Here is a 20,346-nt window from a genome sequence, read left to right as displayed (position 1 = left end):
AGGCATCTTCATTTGATTAAAAGAAAATAACCTCCAATTGTTAACCGGAGTTATTTCTGGATTAAAAGTTGAAAATCAGCTGTTTTTACGGAAAGCATGGATTTAAAAAGAACCCCCGGGTTACGGAATTTTTTTTTAAAAAAGCTTGACCGAGAAAAAGCCATCGAATATTCTATAAATGATAAATGATATCATGTAAAAATCTAAGCTTGTTTGATGCCGAACGCATCGTTACAAGCAGTAGGAGGATAAAATGAAAGGAAGACAAAAAATAAGCTTAGCCATGGCTTTGTTAACGGTCATGGGTTCAGCTCAACCGATTTTCGCTTTTACGCCGGCGAAAGAAGAAACAAAGAAGGCGATTGTATCAAAGGCGGATGCCATATTAGCCAATACCGCCATTCAAAAGCATTTGTTAGGCACCAATTACTTAGCGCCGAAACATAACTCTACTTATACGCCGGGCATCGACCTTGGCGACTACGAAGATGTGGAAGGCAAGGGAAAGCTTTACGGCAAGGATTCCTATATTTTAACGCCGGATCAAATCATCGAAACACCTTGGTACGAAATATATAATTTAGTGGCTCGCGCGAAAAAAAGCGTGAATAGCTTAGATGAAGCGAAAGCACAACGTTTACTGGGCGAATTGGACACGATTTTACAAATCTATGCCCTAAACAGCGATACGAAGCTAAAAGAAGATGGCGACTATAAAGGCAATTACAAACTAGTCGATGTTCAATTAGTGGACAGCGACGGGCAAACGAATATTTACAAAGATTTAGGTACGGAAAAAGCGGATGCAAAGGATCTCTTCCAAGAAATGGAAGTGACCAAATGGGGCAATGAGTTGGAAGTACTTTTTGTCGCTAATAAAAACAAAGTATCTAAAATCAACAGTATGGTAATGAAGAGCGTAGCGGGAAAAGAAATTCGCGTTTCCCTCGGCTCCAGCGACCCGCAAGATCCGACGAAGACAAACTTAGTCGCCATCCCCATTCCTGCTGAATTAGACGGATCGCAACTCGTTGTTGAAAGCATGAGTTATGTGGACAATCAAGGTACCACGAAACAAACGGGTACCTTCGGTATTAAAATTGACTACAATACCATGGCTAAATCAGCGGACAATTACAGTCGTTACGAGAAAAAGACCAAGGCGAGAATTAAATATTGGATTAAGCGCGGTGAAATTTTAATCGGTAAGTATTTGGATGCCGATGTGGCGAAGGATAAAGAACGGATTAAAACGGTGCGGGAAAGCATTGAAAAGCTAAACCAATTGCGCAATTCCAAGACGCCGTCGATGACGGAAGCTTTAAACATCGCTCAGCCGATTTACGAAATCGAAAACACCTTTACCTTGCTTGAAATTTTAAATGAGCGTATTCATGAAGCCATGGACGATTTAGATTCCGGTACGATCTACAATGACAAAAAGTATACCAAGGAAAGTTTGGAAGCTTTTAGAAAATACCTTGAACAAACGGAACAAAAGGCAGGCGATATGGATGTGCCGGAACTGGTGTCCAAGATCAGCGAGGTGCAAACGGCAAGCCAAAATAATATCCTAAAATACAATACGGAAGCCTTGCAAAAGCTTGTAAACAAGGCAGACAAGTATGAAGAAAAATACTATGAAGCAGAATCCTTTGCCAAGTTTAACTTAGTAAAGATTCAAGCGAAAAAGTGGATTAAAGATAATGCAGATTATTCACCGAGTTTAGATGAAACATCGGATCATATAAGGGCATTGGAGCAGGCGATCAACGCGCTGAAAGCGAAGCCCGGCGTGACGCCGCCTGAAATTAAAGAAGATGAGCGGGGCAAACAAGGGAAAGTGATGTATGCGATTCCCGTCACTTGCAATAATCCTGCAATCCAAAGGTGTTTGGCAGGCCCTGTTAAATACATTCCCTCGGAAAAGAAATACATTTTCTCCTTTAAGAAAGATGGGGATAATTTTGTCAATAAAGCGACGTCTAATACATCAGATTTCACGAAGAAGACAGGTCAGGTAATCGAAACTCTAGGAGAAGATAGCGGACATAAAATAGCCAAGACCATTGAGTTTGTCGATCCGGATACCAGCCTTGGCGCCATATATACGAATGTAGAATACTATGATGGAAATATGATGGGCATCGATGAAAAGAGTGTCAAATTCACCTTAGATACGACCAAGCAACAATTGATCGGTGGCGAGGAGGATAAGCCGTCAACCGAACCCTATGATGTCACCATCGAGTATCAAAATCAAAACGGTGCTGGCAAGACCCATATGGAAAGCTTGGTATCGGAAAAAGTGACGTATGATCCGGTACAAAAGACCCTTACTTTCTACGCGAATCCTGAAATGGACGGCAAAAAAGTAAAGTCTTACCTTGAAAATATTAATTACGCTCCGAAGGGAACGTATATACCGGCGGATATTACGAAGAAAGTAGAATATGGTTTAGTATCCGAAAAACCGGATGTGGCAGGAGTAGCTGCTGAAAAAGCAGATGTTCCCATGGCATTTGTCTTAAACTACGACATCGACTCGAAAGAAAAAATTGTCGTCAATACGGATGTGGTCATTGGTCATAGCGACAAGCAAACGCAAAAAACAGGTGACACCATTTACCTCCACGTAAAAGGCGGAAAAGTGAAGACGACGAAAGAAGAATTGAAAGAATTGCAAACGGCACTGCAAAATCGCATCAGTGATTTAAAAACCAATCACGGCATGGTTTCTAAAATTCTTCCCGAAGAAATCGACGTCTTCGACCACGTAGAACGCAGCGGCTCCGAAAAAAATGTCGTAGAAAAAGTCGTTACGAAGAAAGTTAAAATTAACGACGCCATAAAAGAGGCACTCGGCCGCGCCGAAGTAGTGGATACAAAAGATCCCGAAAAGATCAAAGCGTGCATAAAGGAATTAGATGATCTCTCCCTTTCGATTTTGCCCTGGGTCAGCTTTATCAATGCAGTGGACGGCGAATCGCAAAACCTTGCGAAGTATAAGGCGGACACCCATTTCATTCAATCGACAGTGACTGAAGCGGAAAACAAATGGAAAGAGATTAAAGAAAAAACCACGGCGACCATTACCCGCGAGGATATTCGCACCTATTCCCAAACCCTTACTTCTCTCTATGACGGCTTGCGCTTAGATCCGGAACCGTTGGAAAAGCTGGTAAAAGATGGAGAAGAAAAGATTCAATCGGGCAAATATCAAGATGCCGGCGTCAAGGCGCTTAAAGAAACAATCGACGGCTACAAAGAACCGAACATCGGCTACCAACCTTATCCTGGCGGTCCAAAAATTGACTATAAGGGCAACTCCAACTCCAAAGGAGCGAAAGCGTACCTTGCCGATATTAAGGCACCGAAGAAGACCTATAAAAAAGATCCGAGTGACACGACGCAAAACGGCACCAATTTGGATACATCGGTTTACGACAGCTGGGTCTACCGTGTGGACGCCGGAATCAAGGCACTAAAACTGAAAGAAGCCGGCGATGTTACCAAGACGGCCTTAGAAGATGCCATTCAAAAGGCTGAAAAGGCGCTGGAAAAGAATAAGTCGAACGAGGCGAAGGATAAGTTGCGTGCGGCCATTGCCGAAGCGAAAAAGGCAATGAACTTTACGGAACAAGGTAAAATCGATGAAGCGGTTGAAAAATTAAATGCCGCTGTGAAAACTTATGAAGATTCGAAAGATGTCTTTAAAACCGAAGCCTTACAAGCTGAAATTGACAAGGCGGAGAAGCTCTTAAATGCAACGAAGAAAGAAGAAGAGGTTAATGAAAGGCTTGCCATTGCCATTCAAGAAGCGAAAAAGGGCTTGAAGGCGGACAGCCAAGAAAAAGTCGATGCTGCCTTAAAGGCCTTACAAGCTGCCGTGGGAAAATTCCAAGCATCCCCCGACAGAGAGGATCCGAATGTTCATATTGAAGCGACGAAAACCGTCAACATTCAGCTGTATAAAGAGAATAAAGATGAGCCGTCTATGGCTAACAGTGCCCTTTGGAATCAAGGGAAACTCACCAAAGAGAACGGCAAATGGTATTTGGAAATGCAGTGGGTCGACATGACTGCAGATGAGGACAATAAAGTCACCGGCGCCATTACGGATCTTTCCTATGCTGTAAATGGTGAAATGAAAAAAGCCCAAGTCTTAGCAAAACGTGATGTAACAGTGGGCTCCAACAAGTATGAGTCACCGACTCGTGTCAAAATCGAAGTGACGGAAAATCAACAATTTGTTCCCGTTAAGGTATCCTACAAGACATCCCTCGGACCTCAAGAACACTCTCCGGCAGCGCGCATCGCCATCGACTGGCAATCGGCGACGGACGGCTTTAACGAAAACACGTACAAGGTAGACAAAGGGCAATTAATCGATGCCGTCAAAGTTTATGAGATGCTGGCGAATGCCGCACAAGGCGTCAATCAAGATTTAATTAACGGCTTAAAGACAAATCTTGAAAAGGCAAAAGCAGTGATCAAAAATGGCGACGCGACCATTCAAGAGGTCAAAGACGTTTACAGCGACTTGGATAAAGCGGGCAGCGCCGTCAAATTTGCCGATGAAATTTACCGCGTGCACTTAACACAATTAAAGGCCAATCTCAACGAATTTAAGGGCGAAACAGGTAAGTACACGGCAGAGTCCTTGAAAAAATACGAAAATGTTATTACCCAAGGTGAGAAGGCATTAAAAGATGCAAAAACCTACGATGCTATTAAAGCGGCTTACGACGCCATTAAATTCATCGACGATAATCTACGTTACGACACCTCGGCCTTAGAGGCAAAAGTCAAAGAAGCTTCCGCCATGATGGACGGCAAGTACACGCAAGACAGCAAAGATAATTTAGACGTCAAAATCAAGGATGCGAAGAAGTGGATTGAGGAAGCAAAAGTAAAAGGCATTAAAGCCGGCTATAAGGCGCCTGATCTGACCAAGGCTTTAGATGCCGCCATGAAGGGCATGGTAGCGGAAGGCGAAGCACCGAAAAAAGTGGATAAGACGAAGCTTCTAGAGCTTATTCGCGAATGTGACGCTATGGATCTCAGTAAGTATACCGATGAAAGCAAAACGGAATTTGAGAAGAAATTAAACGAAGCGAAAACCGTAGCCAATGACGAAGGAGCGGTTGAGCAAAGTGTAACCGACGCCTTCAATGATTTGAAGGCGGCAAAAGAGGGCCTTGTGGTTAAACAAGCACCTAAGGAAAAGGTGACAGTCACCTTTGTGAGCGACAAGGGAACGACGCCAGCTGCCGTTACCGTCGATAAAGGCATGGTGATTTCCGCCCCCGCAGGCTTTGAAGAAAATGCTTCAAAAGTTAAGGTAGACGATGTGACCTATGTTTTCAAGGGCTGGTACGATGGCAATGAAAAATTTGATTTCACAAAACCTGTTAACAGCAACAAAACGTTAACCGCTCGTTGGGAAAAAGTGGAAGTGCCTGCCGATCAAGAGGCTATTTACAATGTAGAATTTTCTTGGAAGAAGATGAATAGCGATGACGACGCGATGATGGGCACGGTCTTTAAACATCCTGCACAATTGATCGTCAAAGGCGATAAGGCTGTCTTCAGAGTGGAACTGCAAGATGCAGGCGAAGGGACCTACGTTACCGACATGGCCTATAAAGGTGAAACCCTCGTGCCGTCGAAGACGACAGAAGTCACTGTCGGCGGTGTTACCCAAACGAAGCCTGCGGCATTTGATATTCCCGTGGATATGAATGATGTGAATAAGACCTTTAGATTGACAGTAACCGTTGGCGCAAAAGGAATGCCGGCAAAGGCATCGGCAGACTTTGTCGTCGATGGCGGCGGAAAAACGCCGGCACAACCTGCGCCTCAAGTGGACAAGAAGGCGCTGAATCAATTAATCGCCGAATGTGATGCTCTGGATCTAAGTCGCTATGAAGAAAAGGGTAAGAGCGAATTTGTAGCGGCACTGAAAGATGCGAAGGCTGTTTCTGAAAAGAGCACCGCAACCAAAGAGGATGTGGAACTGGCACTGACAAAGCTGCAACAGGCAAAAGGGGCTTTAGTACTGAAGAAAGCGCCGAAACCCGATGTAACACCGGATACGCCGAAGCCTGATGTCAAGCCGAATCCTAAAAAGCCGGAAGTAAAGCCGGGCAACTCCGGAGGCACTCGGACCTTCCCTCGGGTCCCCTCGAAACCTGAAGGAAAACAAACAGAACCCGAGAAAAACAAAAAACATGTGGAATCACCGAAAGCCCCCGAAGCAAAATTCAGCGATACTGTAAACCACTGGGCAAAAGAGTCGATTAATTATGTCGTCAGCAAGGGATACTTTAAAGGTGTAGGCGACAATCGCTTTGCTCCCGAGAGGTCCATTACCCGTGCAGATTTCGTCACCGTTTTGGGACGCATGGCGGGCATCGACCAAAGCAAGTTTACGAAGAATGTATTTAAAGACGTTAACGGAGGCTACTACGCCGCTTACGTCAACTGGGCAAGTGAAAATGGCATTGTGCGAGGAATCGGCCATGGAAAATTTGATCCTAAGCGTCCCATCACCCGTGAGGAAATGGCCGTCATGATGAATAAGTTCTTACAAGTAACAGACAAAAAGCTTTCTGAAAAAGAAAGCAAGGCCTTTACTGATGACGGAACCATTGCTCCTTGGGCTAAGGAAGCTGTTCGTGCCATGGAGAAAAAGGGCATTGTTAAAGGGATGGAAGACGGTTCGTTTAGACCGAAATCCGGCTTTACTCGTGCGCAGGTAGCACAAGTTCTCTACAATCTGGATCACAATAAATAAACTCGAAGACCTCCGATCGAAAAAATAGGTTTCAAGTGCTCGAGCGCCTTGAGGCCTATTTTTGTGTCCGAAAGAGCAGAATGGCCCCGAATGGCGCAATAGGGGAATATATGGTAAAATAGCCTGATATGAGGTGATAGATTGTATCGAAAAATTCAGGGCTTGCGCGTGCTCAAGCTTCTTTTATATTCTGTTTTGCTGGTCATGGGCGGGCTGTTTGTGCCCATTCTATTTGCCTTTATACCGGCCATGTTTTTATCGGAGATGCGCTTTCAAGGCGTGCTTCCTATTTCCGGGGTCTTCGTCGGCGCCTGCGTTTTAATCGGGCTGTTGACGGATCCTTTAATGGGTCTTACGATTCTCACGGTCATGGGGCCGTTGATTTTGATTTTAGATTACTGTATGCGCACGGATCGTTCCGTGGATACGACCATGGCGCTGGGGACCATGCTTTTTCTCCTGAGCCTTGGCTTTATCCTCTACCGCACGGGAACGATTCAGGCCATCGAATCCGGCGAGCTTATGAAAAGTTTCAACGCCGTGCAGGGAGAATTAATGCAAAAGGCTTCCCTGACGGATGTGGAACAGGCGCGCCTCGCCATGACGTTTAAAACCACCATGAACCGCGCCATCGCCCTTTTTCCCGCGTTTTTTCTTCTGTCGGGTTTGGCTGTGGTGTATTTATCTTATCGCATTAGCGGGCGCAACATGCGCATCGGCGGCGAAAAGGTGATTTGCCCGGGCCCCTTCTTTCTCATGCACCTTCCTCGGGTGCCGATCTTGATTTCTTTGGGTCTTTTAGGGGCGGCCCTTGCCATGAATTACTTCATGACCTTGGGCATCGAGCCTTATGTTTTAAACGGCTTGGTGGTGGCGGTCAGTCTCTTGGCTTTTCAGGGCATGAGCATTGTCAATTTTTACCTGCTCCGCTTCGTGCCTTCGCCCCTTTTGCGAGGGATGATTATGCTCTTTATTTTGGTGGTGCCCGTGGGACAAATGGGCCTGGCGGCACTGGGGCTAATCGATCAATTTATCGACGTGCGGAGTTTAGAGGGAGCGTAGCTCATGAACCAATCATTTTCATTGAAAAACTTCTACTTCTATTTAATTGTCATCGCCTTTCTCACGGTGGCGGTCTTTTCCTATAATCCGGTCTTGGGGACAATCGGGGTCATCGCCTGGGTGCTGACGGCATCTTATGCCTATCGCAGCGTAAAAAAATACAACAGCGCCTTTAATGACTACTTCACCGGCCTCCACGAGGATTTTGAAAAGATCACGGAGCGCAGCATATTCTCCATGCCTTTTCCTCTGGTGGTCACCGACCGGGAGGGAACCATTGTCTGGCACAACAGCCTTTTCGGCGAGCTCTTCGGCGAGGGAATATTAAAGGACAAATCCCTGCCCGCTTACATCGAGGATTTGGCCGATGAAAACAAGGGTTTAAAGGCCGTTGAAAGCGGCGCCGAAGTGGAAATCAAAGAGGCGCCCTACAAGGTTTACAACTCGGTGGTGAATTTCCAGATAAACGGCAAGGAAGATGTGCTTTGCCTCTACTATTTCGTGGATCACAGTCAGTACCAACACATGGAAACCCTTTATGAAGACGAGGGCGGCGTGGTACTGGTCGTGGAAGTGGACAACTTCGACGAAGTGGTGGACGCGGCGCCTACGTCGAAAAAGCCGCTTTTAATCGCAGAAATCGATCATCGGATCAACGAATACTTCCGTTCGCAACATGCCTTGGTGCGCAAGTATCAAGAGGATATGTATCTGGTGGTCATGCGAAAAATGGACATCCTGCCGATTTTGGAGCAGAAATTCGACATTTTAGACAGGATCCGCGAAATCGACGCGGGCAATACAGTAAGCGTCACCATTTCCGCCGGTGTCAGTCGCCCGGGTCTGTCCTTTATCGAGGCTTACAGAGAGGCGGACACTTGCCTGGACGTGGCCTTGGGTCGCGGCGGGGACCAAGTGGTTTTAAGAAGCGAAGAAACTTACACCTATTTCGGTGGCAAATCCAAAGCCGTTGAAAAGCGAAATAAAGTCAAAGCCCGTGTGCTGGGCATTGCCCTCAGGCAGCTCATCGACAAGTCCAATCGGGTCTTCGTCATGGGCCACAATAATGCGGACATGGATGCCATCGGCGCCGCCGTCGGCGTCATGCGTGCCGTGCTCAACCAAAACAAAGAAGGCTACATCGTATTAAACGAAGTGAATCCCTCCATCGAAGTCCTGATAAAGGTCATGAAGCGGGAAGAGCCGGATCTGTTCAAGCGAATCGTCTCCGGAGAATTTGCCGACGAGGCCATTCGCCAAGGGGATTTGGTGATCCTGGTGGACAATCACAAGCCCTCCTTTACGGAGCATCCGCCCCTTCTTACGCGCACCGCCAATGTGGTGGTTATCGACCACCACCGCAGGGGCAGCGAGTTTGTGGCCAATCCCGTGCTTTCTTATGTGGAGCCCTACGCCTCGTCGACCTGCGAGCTCATTACGGAAATGCTTACCTACATGTACGACGACACGGAGCTTACTAATTTTGAGGCCAATGCCCTTATGAGCGGTGTGGTGGTGGATACGAAAAACTTCACATTTAAAACCGGCGTGCGCACCTTCGAGGCCGCCTCGGTCTTAAAGCGGGCCGGCGCCGACATGAGCCAGGTACGCTACTTCTTCGAAGACGATTACGACACCATCGTCTCCCGTGCGGAAGTGGTGCACAACGCCCGAATCATCTTCGACAACATCGCCATTTCGCGACTGGAAAAGGACATGCCCAATTCCGTTCTCGTCAGTGCCCAGGCGGCAGATGAGCTCTTGGAAATTCACGGCATCAAGGCTTCTTTCGTCTTGACCAAGAAGAAAGATGTGATCCACATTTCCGCCCGAAGCTTCGGCGACATCAGCGTACAGCTTATTTTGGAACAATTAGGCGGCGGCGGCCACTTGAACATGGCCGGTGCCCAAGTAAAAAGCGACGACATGGACGTCGTGGAAAAACAATTAACCGACGCCATTGCCGATTATTTAGAAAAAGATAAAGGAGAGAAAGAACAATGAAAGTCATCTTATTAAAGAACGTAGACAAATTGGGAAAAGAAGGGGACTTGGTCGAAGCCAAGAGCGGTTACGCGAGAAATTTCCTCTTGCCGAACAAGGCTGCCATCGAAGCCACGCCTGAAAACATGAAGAACTGGAAGGAAATGAAGGCCAAGGAAGCTGCCGATGAAGCGGCTCGCGTGGAAGAAGCCGAAGCGCAAAAGAAAGAGCTTGAATCCAAGGCCGTGGACTTAAAGGCCAAGGGCGGCGCCAACGGCAAGCTTTTCGGCGCCATTACGGCAAAAGACATTGCCGATCGCATGAACGCTATTTTCGGCGTGAAGATCGACAAGAAAAAAATCGTCCTCTCGGAAAACATTAAGACCACGGGCAAACACAAAGTCACCGTAAAATTACACGGCGACATCGCTGCCGATGTGGATGTGGTCATCGACGCGGAATAATGGCCGAAAGGGTAGAGGGGCGGATGCCGCCCTACGACGAACAGGCCGAGGCGTCGGTATTAGGCGCCATGCTTTTGGACAAAAGCGCCATTACCACGGCGGTGGAGAATATTCACGCCGAGGACTTTTATTACGATAGCCACAAGGCCATCTTCGAAGGGATTTTGAGTCTCTACAACAAAAATGAACCCGCCGACATGATTACCCTGTCCGATTTTCTGAAGAAGAACGGGCAGCTGGAAGCCGTCGGCGGCTATACTTATTTAGGCAGGCTCACCTCCGGTGCCGGCGCCGTAAGCAATACGGAAGCCTACGCCAACATTATTAAAGAAAAATCCACCTTGCGGGCCTTGATCCGCGCAGGGAGCGAAATCGTCGAAGACAGCTACCGAGACGACGACGAGGTTGGGGCCATTATCGAAAAGGCGGAGAAATCCATTTTCGACATTACCCAGGACAATCAGCGAAACGGCCTGATGAACATGGGCGAGGTCATGGTTACCACCTTCGATGTCATGCAACAACGCTCGGAAAACAAGGGAGGCCTCACGGGACTCACCACAGGCTTTATCGATCTGGACCGAAAGACCTCCGGTATGCAGAAGGCGGATTTGGTCCTTCTCGCCGCCCGTCCCTCCATGGGAAAGACGGCCCTTATGGTCAACATCTCCACCAACGCCGCCTTAAAAGCCAATGCCACGGTGGCTATGTTTTCTCTGGAAATGAGCCGCAATCAATTGTCTCAGCGGATCTTATCGTCTTTGAGTCACGTGGATCTCATGAAAATTATTTCCGGCGACCTGACCACGGAGGAATGGACCAAGGTCATCGAGACCATGACCTATATGAACGAAATGGGCATCTATATCGACGACACGGCGGGCATTACGCCCCTGGAGGTCAAGGCCAAATGCCGCCGCCTGAAGGCGGAAAAGGGGCTGGATCTCGTGGTCATCGACTATTTGCAGCTGATGGAAGTAGGCGGCCGCGCCGAGAGCAGGCAACAGGAAATCTCCGCCATCTCCCGTCAACTGAAGGGGATCGCCAAGGAACTGGACGTGCCGGTTATCGCCCTGTCGCAACTTTCCCGTGCGCCGGAAATGCGCGCCGATCACCGGCCCATTTTATCGGACCTTCGGGAATCCGGGGCCATTGAGCAGGATGCGGACATCGTCATGTTCCTCTATCGGGACGAATACTACAATCCCGACACGGACAAACAGGGTTTAGGCGAGCTCATTATCGCCAAGCACAGAAACGGCCCCACGGGTACGGTGGAACTCTTGTTTAAAGGCGAATACACGAAATTTGTGAACCTGCAATCCTAATGGAGGAACAATGGATATTATTAAAGTAATTTTACTGGGGATCGTGGAAGGGGTGACGGAATTTCTTCCCATCTCCAGCACGGGCCACTTGATTTTGGCCCACGAATTTATCGGCCTCGAGCCGCAAAGCTTTCAAAACGCCTTCGACGTGTGCATTCAGCTCGGCGCTATCTTGGCCGTGGTGGTTCTGTATTTTTCAACTCTCTGGCCCTTTCGGCGGGAAGAGGGAAAAGTGGCCATTAAGAAAGACACCTTTGCGCTGTGGCTCAAGGTCATCGTCGGGGTGATCCCCTCGGCGGTGTTGGGCTTTTTGTTCGACGATTTCATCGACGAGCACCTCTTTAAGCCACAAGTCGTGGCCGCCACCTTGCTGATCTACGGGATCCTTATTCTCGTCATCGAAAATCGAAGCGAAATGAACCATGTGAAGGCGAAAGTCGGACGCGTCGAGGCCATTCCCTACACCATGGCCTTTGCCATCGGCCTCTTTCAATGTTTGGCCATGGTGCCCGGCACGAGCCGAAGTGCCGCCACCATCTTAGGCGCCCTCTTACTCGGCGCGAGCCGCGGGGCGGCGGCGGAATTTTCATTCTTCCTCGCCATTCCCACCATGTTCGGCGCCACCTTATTAAAAATCGTGAAAAACGGCCTGGCTTTCAGCGGTTTCCAATGGTTCTTAATCCTTTTGGGCGCCATGGTAAGCTTCGTCGTAGCCGTGGTGGTCATTCAAAAATTCATGGACTACATCCGAAAGCGGGACTTCAGAATCTTCGGTACCTACCGCATCCTTCTGGGCCTCATCGTCTTTCTGTACTTCACATTCTCGTAAAAGCGCGCGGATATCCGCGTGTTTTTTTATTGGGAAAACAAAAGGGAAACACCCTTTCTCAATTTTCATCACGGCTTTTGAAGGCGGGTGCAGACGCATACAATGTGTAAAATTTAACGGGAGCGAATTCTGCAGTGAAAGGCACTTTCTTTGATTGATTTAGCGGTAAATTAGAACGAGAATCTTTCTTATTCTCTTGAAAGGGACATAGTCGAATGGTATAATTTTTGTTATGAGATAAATTTTCATTGGAAGGCAAGTGTCTTTTTCTTTTGGCTCTTGACTGATAACCGTTATTGTAAGGAGATGCATATGAATTTAATCGTTGCGCCGAAAAACGTGGATCTGAAGGTGCTAAGGGTGCGAGATCAAAAATTGGACAAGAGCCAAATTACCCACTTGCAAAACCTGGGGTTTGTGGAAGGTGCCAATTGTCGTGTTGTATCTGAGGTTCAGGGGTCGCTGATCGTCATCATCAAAGGCGTACGCGTCGGCTTGGGCAAAGATTTGGCTGAATGTATTCGTATCACAGTGTGAGGTGTAGCATGAACTTGAATCAAGCGTCGGTAGACAAGTACTACGTGGTGAAAAAGATCAATGGGCAAGGCCCATTGAAGCGCCGCATTATGGACATGGGCATTACGAAGAACACCGTGTTGTTCGTAAGAAAATTTGCTCCCTTGGGGGACCCCATTCAATTAACCGTGCGCGGTTATGAATTGAGCCTTAGAAAGGCCGATGCGGAGCTTGTGGAAGTTGAAGAAACTCAAGGGCCGAAGGAGGAAGAGGCGTGAAAATTGCATTAGCGGGCAACCCGAATAGCGGGAAAACGACCCTATTTAATGCCTTGACCGGTTCCCACCAATTTGTCGGGAACTGGCCGGGGGTTACCGTCGAAAAGAAAGAAGGACAGTACAAAAAGGATACAAGCATTACCATTACTGACCTTCCCGGTATTTACAGTTTAAGCCCTTACACACTTGAAGAAGTGGTAAGTCGGAAATATTTATTAAACGAAAAACCGGAAGTAATCATCAACATCATCGACGGCGTGAACTTAGAGCGGAACCTGTATTTAACCACCCAATTATTGGATCTGGGTATTCCCGTGGTCGTCGCCGTAAACCGCATGGACGTCGTTCGCAACAAAGGCGATGTCATCGATCGTTCGGGCCTTGAAGAAGCACTGGGCGCACCGGTTGTTGAAATTTCCGCATTAAAGAAGGAAAACCTCGACGGCTTGATGGAAATGACGAAAAAAGTCCAAGCCACAGCCGCCGAAAATCACGTTTACTACGATGAGCATTTGGAAGATGCGGCGAAAGCCATTTACGACATCGCTCCTTCCATAGCAGCCATGGACTCTAAGCGCTTCTATGCATTAAAACTCATCGAAGGCGATCAAAAGCTCGGGCTGAATCTGAGCGCCGATGAAGAAAAGAAGATTGCCGGCGTCATTTCGGAGTTGGAAGACTATTACGAAGACGACGGCGAAGGCATTATGACGGAAATGCGCTACAATGCCATTGCAGGCATTGTCGAAGGCAATTATAAACAAGGCAAGCGCGGCATGAGCACCAGCGACAGAATCGACGCCATCGTCACCAACCGCGTCCTGGCCCTGCCCATCTTTGTTATCATCATGACCGGTATCTACTACATCAGTGCCAGACTCGTCGGCGGCCCCGTTACCGACTGGGTCAACGATACTTTGCTCGGCACCTATGTTGCCGATGCCATCAACAACGTCGTCTCGTCAATGAATACGGCACCGTGGCTTGAATCCCTCGTTATGGACGGGATCGTTGCCGGGGTCAGCGCCGTCTTAGGCTTCTTGCCCTTGATCGCAACCCTGTATTTCTTCCTCGCCATTATGGAAGATGTGGGTTATATGTCCCGTATTGCATTTATCTTAGACAGAATCTTTAGAAAATTCGGCCTCTCCGGCAAGAGCTTTATCCCGATTCTTATCGGGACCGGCTGCTCCGTTCCCGGGATTATGGCCACGCGTACCATCGAAAACGAAAACGACCGCCGCATGACCGTCGTCGTCACAAGCTTCATGCCTTGCGGGGCAAAGGTCAACCTGATCGGCCTCTTCGTCGCCTCTTTCGGCTTCTGGTACTTCTTGCCCATCGCCTACTTCTCCGGCATCATCGCCGTTATTATTGCGGGCTTAATGCTCAAGAAGACCTCGATCTTCCAAGGGGATCCGGCACCCTTCGTTATGGAACTTCCGGAATACCACATTCCCTCGGCAGAAAATGTCTTTAAGAGCGTATGGGAACGCTGCAAAGCCTTCGTGAAAAAGGCCGGGACCATCATTCTCGTAGCCAGCATCGTCATCTGGTTCTTGCAAAACATCTCCGTCCACGGCGAATTCGTAGAATTTGCGGAAAACCAAGACAGCATTCTCGCTGCTATGGGTAAACTCATTGCCCCCATCTTCATTCCCTTGGGCTTCGGCACATGGCAAGCCACCGTGGCCAGCATCACCGGCCTCGTGGCCAAAGAAGCTGTTGTTTCCACCTACGGCATCATCAACGGTGTCGCCGAAGGTGCCAACTTAAACGCCTTCGTCGCCACCCAATTTACCTTCCTCGGCGCATTGGCATTTATGCTCTTTAACCAATTAAACGTTCCTTGCTTCGCCGCCACCGGCGCCATTCGCGAGGAAATGCACTCGAAATTCTGGACCCTGTTCGCCCTGGCTTTTCAAACGGGCTTCGCTTATGCCATCGCCCTCATCGTCTTCCAAATCGGACAACTGATTACCGGCGGTTCCTTCACTGTATGGACCGGCGTGGCCTTTGTCCTTCTGGCAGTCATGATTTGGGCCATCGTAAGAAAACCCAAAGTCAAGGACGTACCCATCGGTCGAGAACAATTAAACTAAGGAGGAACTATGGGTACGATTATTGTACTAGCTGTCGTCTGCTTGGCCATCTTCGGCGCTGTCCGCTCCATGCGAAAATCCCATGAAGAAGGCGGATGCTGCGGTTGCTCCCAATGCGGGACGGCAAGCTGTGACCACGAAGACGATCACAGCCACAGCCACTAATAGTAAATGATAAAGAGGATGCTTCGGCATCCTTTTTTATTGCAACGTGACTGCAAAATTCAAACTGATTTACTATGATATGTGAAAAATCGTCGGAAAAGATTGTATTTTTTTCAATTAGCCCTTGAAATCCTCGGTGGTAATGATATAATGACTTCAGAAAGAAAACATAATGTGTTTAGGTACAAGCACGCTGCACATACCTAACAGAATCTAGGAGGTAAAATTATGGCACATAAAATTACTGACGCTTGCATCGCTTGTGGCGCTTGCAAACCCGAATGTCCCGTAGACTGCATTTCTGAAGGCGGCGTTTTCTCCATCGACGAAAATGCTTGCATCGACTGCGGTTCCTGCGCAGCTGTATGCCCCACCGGCGCTGCACAACCCGAATAAAATCGGACACAAAAAAGGCGTTCTCCGCAAGAACGTCTTTTTTTAATTGAAAAAATTGTTGCCTACCTTTTTTACCACAGCTGTGGTATACTACCATCAACGATATAAGGCGACGATGAGGAGCAGTAAAAGATGTAACCCGAAAGAGAGCCTGCGGTTGGTGCGAGCAGGCGGGAGCAATCTTTGAATCCGCCTTTGAGCCTGACAATGAAGTGAACCGGAAACGGTTAATTTGGGTGGCAACGCGGGTCCGTCTCGTCCCATGGGGGATGAGGCGGCTTTTTTTATGGAGGTAAATATGTTAGACATTCGAATGATTCGTGAAAACCCCGAACTGGTAAAAGAAAACATTAAAAAGAAATTCCAAGAAGACAAACTTCCCCTCGTCGACGAAGTGCTGGAACTGGATGTGGCCAATCGTGCGGCGAAAACCGAAGGCGACGAGCTGCGCGCCAAGCGCAACGCCCTGTCGAAATCCATCGGCGGCTTAATGAAAGACGGCAAAAAAGACGAAGCGGAAAAAGTAAAGGCCGAAGTGAAAGCCATTAACGACCGCATCGAAGAATTGGAGCTGGAAGAAGGCAAAAAATCCGAACGCATTCGCGAAATTATGCTGGTCATTCCCCAAATCATCGACGACACCGTGCCCATCGGAAAAGACGACACGGAAAATGTGGAATTGGAACGCTTCGGCGAACCGGTGGTCCCCGACTATGAAGTGCCCTACCACGTGGACATTATGGAATCCGTGGCCGGCATCGACCTGGACAGCTCGAGAAAAACCTCGGGCAGCGGCTTCTACTACCTGCGCGGCGACATCGCCCGTTTGCACTCCGCCATTTTGTCCTACGCCCGTGATTTCATGATCGACAAAGGCTACATCTACCACATTCCGCCCTTTATGATTCGCGGCGACGTAGTCAGCGGCGTCATGAGCTTCGCCGAAATGGAAAACATGATGTATAAAATCGAAGGGGAAGACCTGTACCTCATCGGCACCAGCGAACACTCCATGATCGGTAAATACATCGACTCCATTACCGAAGAAGCCACCTTGCCCCACAAGCTCACCAGCTATTCCCCCTGCTTCAGAAAAGAAGTGGGCGCCCACGGCATTGAAGAGCGCGGCGTCTACCGGATTCACCAATTCGAAAAGCAAGAAATGATCATCATCTGCAAGCCGGAAGAAAGCAAAGACTTCTACAACGAGCTCTGGCAAAACACCGTGGAATTTTTCCGCACCATGGATATTCCCGTGCGCACCTTGGAATGCTGCTCCGGCGACTTGGCGGATCTGAAGGTCAAGAGCTGCGACGTGGAAGCCTGGTCTCCCCGTCAACAAAAATACTTTGAAGTGGGCAGCTGCTCCAATTTAGGCGACGCCCAAGCCCGTCGCTTAAACATCCGCATCCGCGGCGAAGACGGCAAACTCTACCTGGCCCACACCCTGAACAACACCGTCGTCGCACCGCCGAGAATGCTCATCGCCTTCTTGGAAAACCACTACCAAGAAGACGGATCCCTCTTCATTCCGGAAGTCCTCCGTCCCTACATGGGCTTCAAGGAAAAAATTGAAAAGATCGACTAAGACAACTAACGGCAAGGAAGAGGAAGACTCCCCTTTCTTGTTACGCAATGGCCCCGTTTATTCGGGGTCTTTTTTATTGGGGACAGCTTGCTCGGAAACAACTTTATCCAAGCCTTGAATTGTTAAAAAAGAGATTAGATGATACAATCATTTCATAGAAATACATAAAAATTTGTATCAAGGAGGAATGTAATGAAAAGACGGCAATTTAAAACAGTTGTCATCGCCTTTTTGGTGTTGACTCTCTTGGTTCCCACAGGAGTTATGGCGAAAGGAATCGGCAGTTTGCCGCCGGAAGCCGCAAAAAATAAGGTTACCATTAAAATTAACGGGAAAGATCAACATATCCCGAAAGAAATGGGAAGGCCCTATATTAACGTGCGGACGAGCAGGACCATGGTGCCTATTCGCTTTGTCGCGGAGAACCTGGGCAACCAAGTGGAATATATTCCGAGACAGGCAGGCAGCCCGAAAGGCACTGTCGTGATCCGATCGACTTCAAAGACAATTCGCTTTGCCATCGGATCGGACCGATATGAAATTTCCGGCGGCAAAACTCAAAAAGGCAAATTAGACACGCCGACGGTACTTGCCGGCGACCGCACCTATGTTCCGCTGCGTTTCGTGTCCGAAGCGTTGGGTTACAAGGTCGACTGGGTGAATCGCGAAGTATTGATTCAAAAAGACCCCTCGAAGTCGCCTGAAGGGAATAAAGGGCGGAACTCCGACGGAGGCAATGAAGGAAATGACTATGGACGAGGCGACTCACAAGAAAAGCCGGTTAAACCCCAACCGCAGACAGTCGATTCCGCAACCGACGACAGCCTTGCCCATTACTACACCGTCGCCTACGCAAATTACAGAAAAAGCTTAGGCCTTGGCGAAGTGGTTCGCACATCGGAGCTGGACCTTATCGCTCAGAAGCGGGCAAATGAAGAAATCCAACAATTGGCCACAGATGGCACCTTCGACCATAAATCTCCGTCGAATCTGCTTCGTGAAAACTACCTCGGCGAAAACCTAATCGGTTGGACCTATGCTTCCGACAAGCCGATTCGAGAGGCCTTTACCATCTGGAAAAATTCCCCGGGCCACGATAGAAATATGAGGTCGCCCAGTGCCGTCGTTTATGGTTATGCATATAAGGTGGCTATAGTCGATGGTAAGCCTTGTGGCATTGCGTGCTTTGTATTTTCTAGTTACGATCGATTTAGTAGACCTAAAAATCCCATTAACACCGATGGTCCTACCGGCACCGGCAATCCATTCAATAACGGTAGCTCTTCTGAATCCGACGGTTACTCTGTGACGACTGATAAGGACAAAAAACCTGAAAAGAAGCAGGAAAAGAAACCGGTTGAGTTGACGGTTGAAACACATATAAGTGATAAAATTCAAATTGTAGGAGGCAATTAAGTAGCCGACAAGGTGAATTAAACAAACAATTGTACTATAAAAAAAAGAACATTTCCAATTTACTGACAAACCTCGGATATAGTCCGGGGTTTATCTTTTTAAATCAAACCAACATGTTCATGAATCATTCGAAAAAGATTTTCCTGCCTAGTACTAGAATATTATGATACGGTTATTTCTAAAAGACGCGTAAAAGTAGTTTACATGCAAAAAGAGAGAGGGAATCGGATGATTCTCTCTCCTTTTGTCGTTTTCTGAAATCGCCGAAAGGCATGTGGCGGTCTGTTGATGGCATCAGCCTTGAGAGGCGGCTTCCACGATGTTTTTGTCCACGTTCATGTAGAAATTGCACATGCTGATAGGCGTCATTTCCTTGTCGAAAATTCCCAGGCCGTTGTATTCTTCCGGGGTTTTGTTCAAAGGCATAATGTAGTAGTGGTGGTTCTTGTACTGAATGGAATTCACTTTTGCCACCTCATAGCCGTAGCGTTCGCCGCCGTCTAAAAGGGGCTTGTAATACAGCTTGTATTGGGTTTTAGATTTATCGCGAAGGGTGATTTGGCCTTCGATTTGCTCGATGTTCAGATTGAGTACATCGGCCAAGTGGCGAAGGGAGAGGTAGTCTCGCCCGCCGATTTTTGCCGAAGCTGCGGTAGCATTTTCACCATCCATGGGCTTAAAGAGGATGCCGTCGCATTGAAAGGCGTCACCGTAGTTGTAAATTTCCACGCCGTTTGCGGGATCGTGGAGCACGGGGACTTTCTCTTCGTATTCGTTCAGTTTCTTCACGTAGTTCCAGCCCATGGCCTTGGCAAAGTCTTCGGCGGGGATCATGGTTTGGCCGCGGTACATTTTGGCCTCGATGTTGAAGGTTTTGTTTCTGAAATGAAGGGTCAGCGCGTCGGGGTTTGTCCTCGGGCTGTAGCCCTCCCCGATGATGACCGTGCGGCTTTTTGCGTCCCAGTCCACTTTTTCGCCGAAGTTTTCGGAGATAAAGCGCAGGGGCACCAGGGTGCGGTCTTTAACGATGATGGGCGCCACATCCATGGCGATTTTCTTTTTCGTGCCCGATTGCAAGCCATAGGCCGTGGTGGAGCCTATTTTCAGGTCGATGGCGCGATCATTTTGCACGATGCGAACGCTGCGGTCGGCGCCGTTCCACCTCACATCGTAATTCAATGTTTCGCTGATGAGGCGCAGGGGCACCAAGGTGCGGTCCTTGACGATCATGGGCGCCACATCGCCTTGAACGTAGCTTCCCTTAATAAAGAGTCGGACCGGGCTTGCGGCAAAACTGCTCGTCGGGATCATAAGCATCGACAGAAGCAGCAGGAGCAAAGACAGGTGTTTTTGTTTCACGGGAATCTCCTTTCTTTTCAACGGTTTTGCTTGCGTCTATTATAATATGCCGGTTTTTGAA

The 20,346-nt window shown here is 48.3% G+C and carries 14 protein-coding genes and 1 other annotated feature; of the genes, 13 read left to right on the top strand and 1 reads right to left on the bottom strand.

Annotation, left to right across the window (positions count from 1 at the left end; genetic code table 11):
- The first annotated feature begins 253 nt into the window (after positions 1-253).
- From KO087_RS01140 to KO087_RS01080, 13 genes are all read left to right on the top strand, one after another.
- The gene (locus KO087_RS01140; protein ID WP_215506879.1) at positions 254-6,799 is read left to right on the top strand and encodes an S-layer homology domain-containing protein; all 6,546 of its coding nucleotides are present in this window, start codon (positions 254-256) and stop codon (positions 6,797-6,799) included.
- 141 nt (positions 6,800-6,940) lie between these two features.
- Positions 6,941-7,861 carry a DUF2232 domain-containing protein gene (locus tag KO087_RS01135; RefSeq protein ID WP_215506877.1) on the top strand — a complete coding sequence of 307 codons (921 nt, stop codon included), beginning with the start codon at positions 6,941-6,943 and terminating at the stop codon, positions 7,859-7,861.
- 3 nt (positions 7,862-7,864) lie between these two features.
- A complete protein-coding gene (locus KO087_RS01130) occupies positions 7,865-9,865 on the top strand; it encodes a DHH family phosphoesterase (protein ID WP_215506875.1) in 2,001 nt (666 codons plus the stop codon).
- Positions 9,862-10,308 (top strand): 50S ribosomal protein L9, encoded by a 447-nt coding sequence (rplI, locus tag KO087_RS01125; protein ID WP_215506873.1) that lies wholly within the window; start codon positions 9,862-9,864, stop codon positions 10,306-10,308. Before KO087_RS01130 ends, rplI begins: the two co-directional genes overlap by 4 nt.
- A complete protein-coding gene (dnaB, locus tag KO087_RS01120) occupies positions 10,308-11,636 on the top strand; it encodes a replicative DNA helicase (protein ID WP_215506871.1) in 1,329 nt (442 codons plus the stop codon). Before rplI ends, dnaB begins: the two co-directional genes overlap by 1 nt.
- Before the next feature lie 10 nt (positions 11,637-11,646).
- The gene (locus KO087_RS01115; RefSeq protein WP_215506869.1) at positions 11,647-12,465 is read left to right on the top strand and encodes an undecaprenyl-diphosphate phosphatase; all 819 of its coding nucleotides are present in this window, start codon (positions 11,647-11,649) and stop codon (positions 12,463-12,465) included.
- A 312-nt stretch (positions 12,466-12,777) separates the two neighbouring features.
- On the top strand, positions 12,778-13,002 hold the full coding sequence (locus tag KO087_RS01110) for a FeoA family protein (protein WP_077075549.1): 225 nt from the start codon (positions 12,778-12,780) through the stop codon (positions 13,000-13,002).
- 8 nt (positions 13,003-13,010) lie between these two features.
- On the top strand, positions 13,011-13,259 hold the full coding sequence (locus tag KO087_RS01105; protein WP_215506867.1) for a FeoA family protein: 249 nt from the start codon (positions 13,011-13,013) through the stop codon (positions 13,257-13,259).
- Positions 13,256-15,361 (top strand): ferrous iron transport protein B, encoded by a 2,106-nt coding sequence (gene feoB, locus KO087_RS01100; RefSeq protein ID WP_215506865.1) that lies wholly within the window; start codon positions 13,256-13,258, stop codon positions 15,359-15,361. Before KO087_RS01105 ends, feoB begins: the two co-directional genes overlap by 4 nt.
- Before the next feature lie 9 nt (positions 15,362-15,370).
- The gene (locus KO087_RS01095) at positions 15,371-15,526 is read left to right on the top strand and encodes a FeoB-associated Cys-rich membrane protein (protein WP_215506862.1); all 156 of its coding nucleotides are present in this window, start codon (positions 15,371-15,373) and stop codon (positions 15,524-15,526) included.
- A gap of 228 nt (positions 15,527-15,754) precedes the next feature.
- The gene (gene fdxA / locus KO087_RS01090; RefSeq protein ID WP_215506860.1) at positions 15,755-15,922 is read left to right on the top strand and encodes a 4Fe-4S ferredoxin; all 168 of its coding nucleotides are present in this window, start codon (positions 15,755-15,757) and stop codon (positions 15,920-15,922) included.
- Positions 15,923-16,025: 103 nt separating this feature from the next.
- Positions 16,026-16,188 (top strand) — a binding site (T-box leader).
- Between the two features lie 32 nt (positions 16,189-16,220).
- Positions 16,221-17,510: a serine--tRNA ligase gene (gene serS, locus KO087_RS01085; RefSeq protein WP_215506858.1), complete on the top strand. Its 1,290-nt coding sequence runs from the start codon at positions 16,221-16,223 to the stop codon at positions 17,508-17,510.
- A 192-nt stretch (positions 17,511-17,702) separates the two neighbouring features.
- Positions 17,703-18,926 (top strand): stalk domain-containing protein, encoded by a 1,224-nt coding sequence (locus KO087_RS01080; protein WP_215506856.1) that lies wholly within the window; start codon positions 17,703-17,705, stop codon positions 18,924-18,926.
- 294 nt (positions 18,927-19,220) lie between these two features.
- On the opposite strand, the gene KO087_RS01075 is transcribed toward KO087_RS01080, so the two are convergent.
- Positions 19,221-20,285, bottom strand: a complete 1,065-nt coding sequence (locus tag KO087_RS01075) for a copper amine oxidase N-terminal domain-containing protein (RefSeq protein WP_215506854.1) — start codon at positions 20,283-20,285, stop codon at positions 19,221-19,223.
- Positions 20,286-20,346: the final 61 nt, after the last annotated feature.

Source organism: Peptoniphilus rachelemmaiella, assembly GCF_943169845.1.
In the GTDB taxonomy this organism is placed as follows: domain Bacteria; phylum Bacillota; class Clostridia; order Tissierellales; family Peptoniphilaceae; genus Aedoeadaptatus; species Aedoeadaptatus rachelemmaiella.
This window is presented reverse-complemented; position numbering and strand designations above follow the sequence as displayed.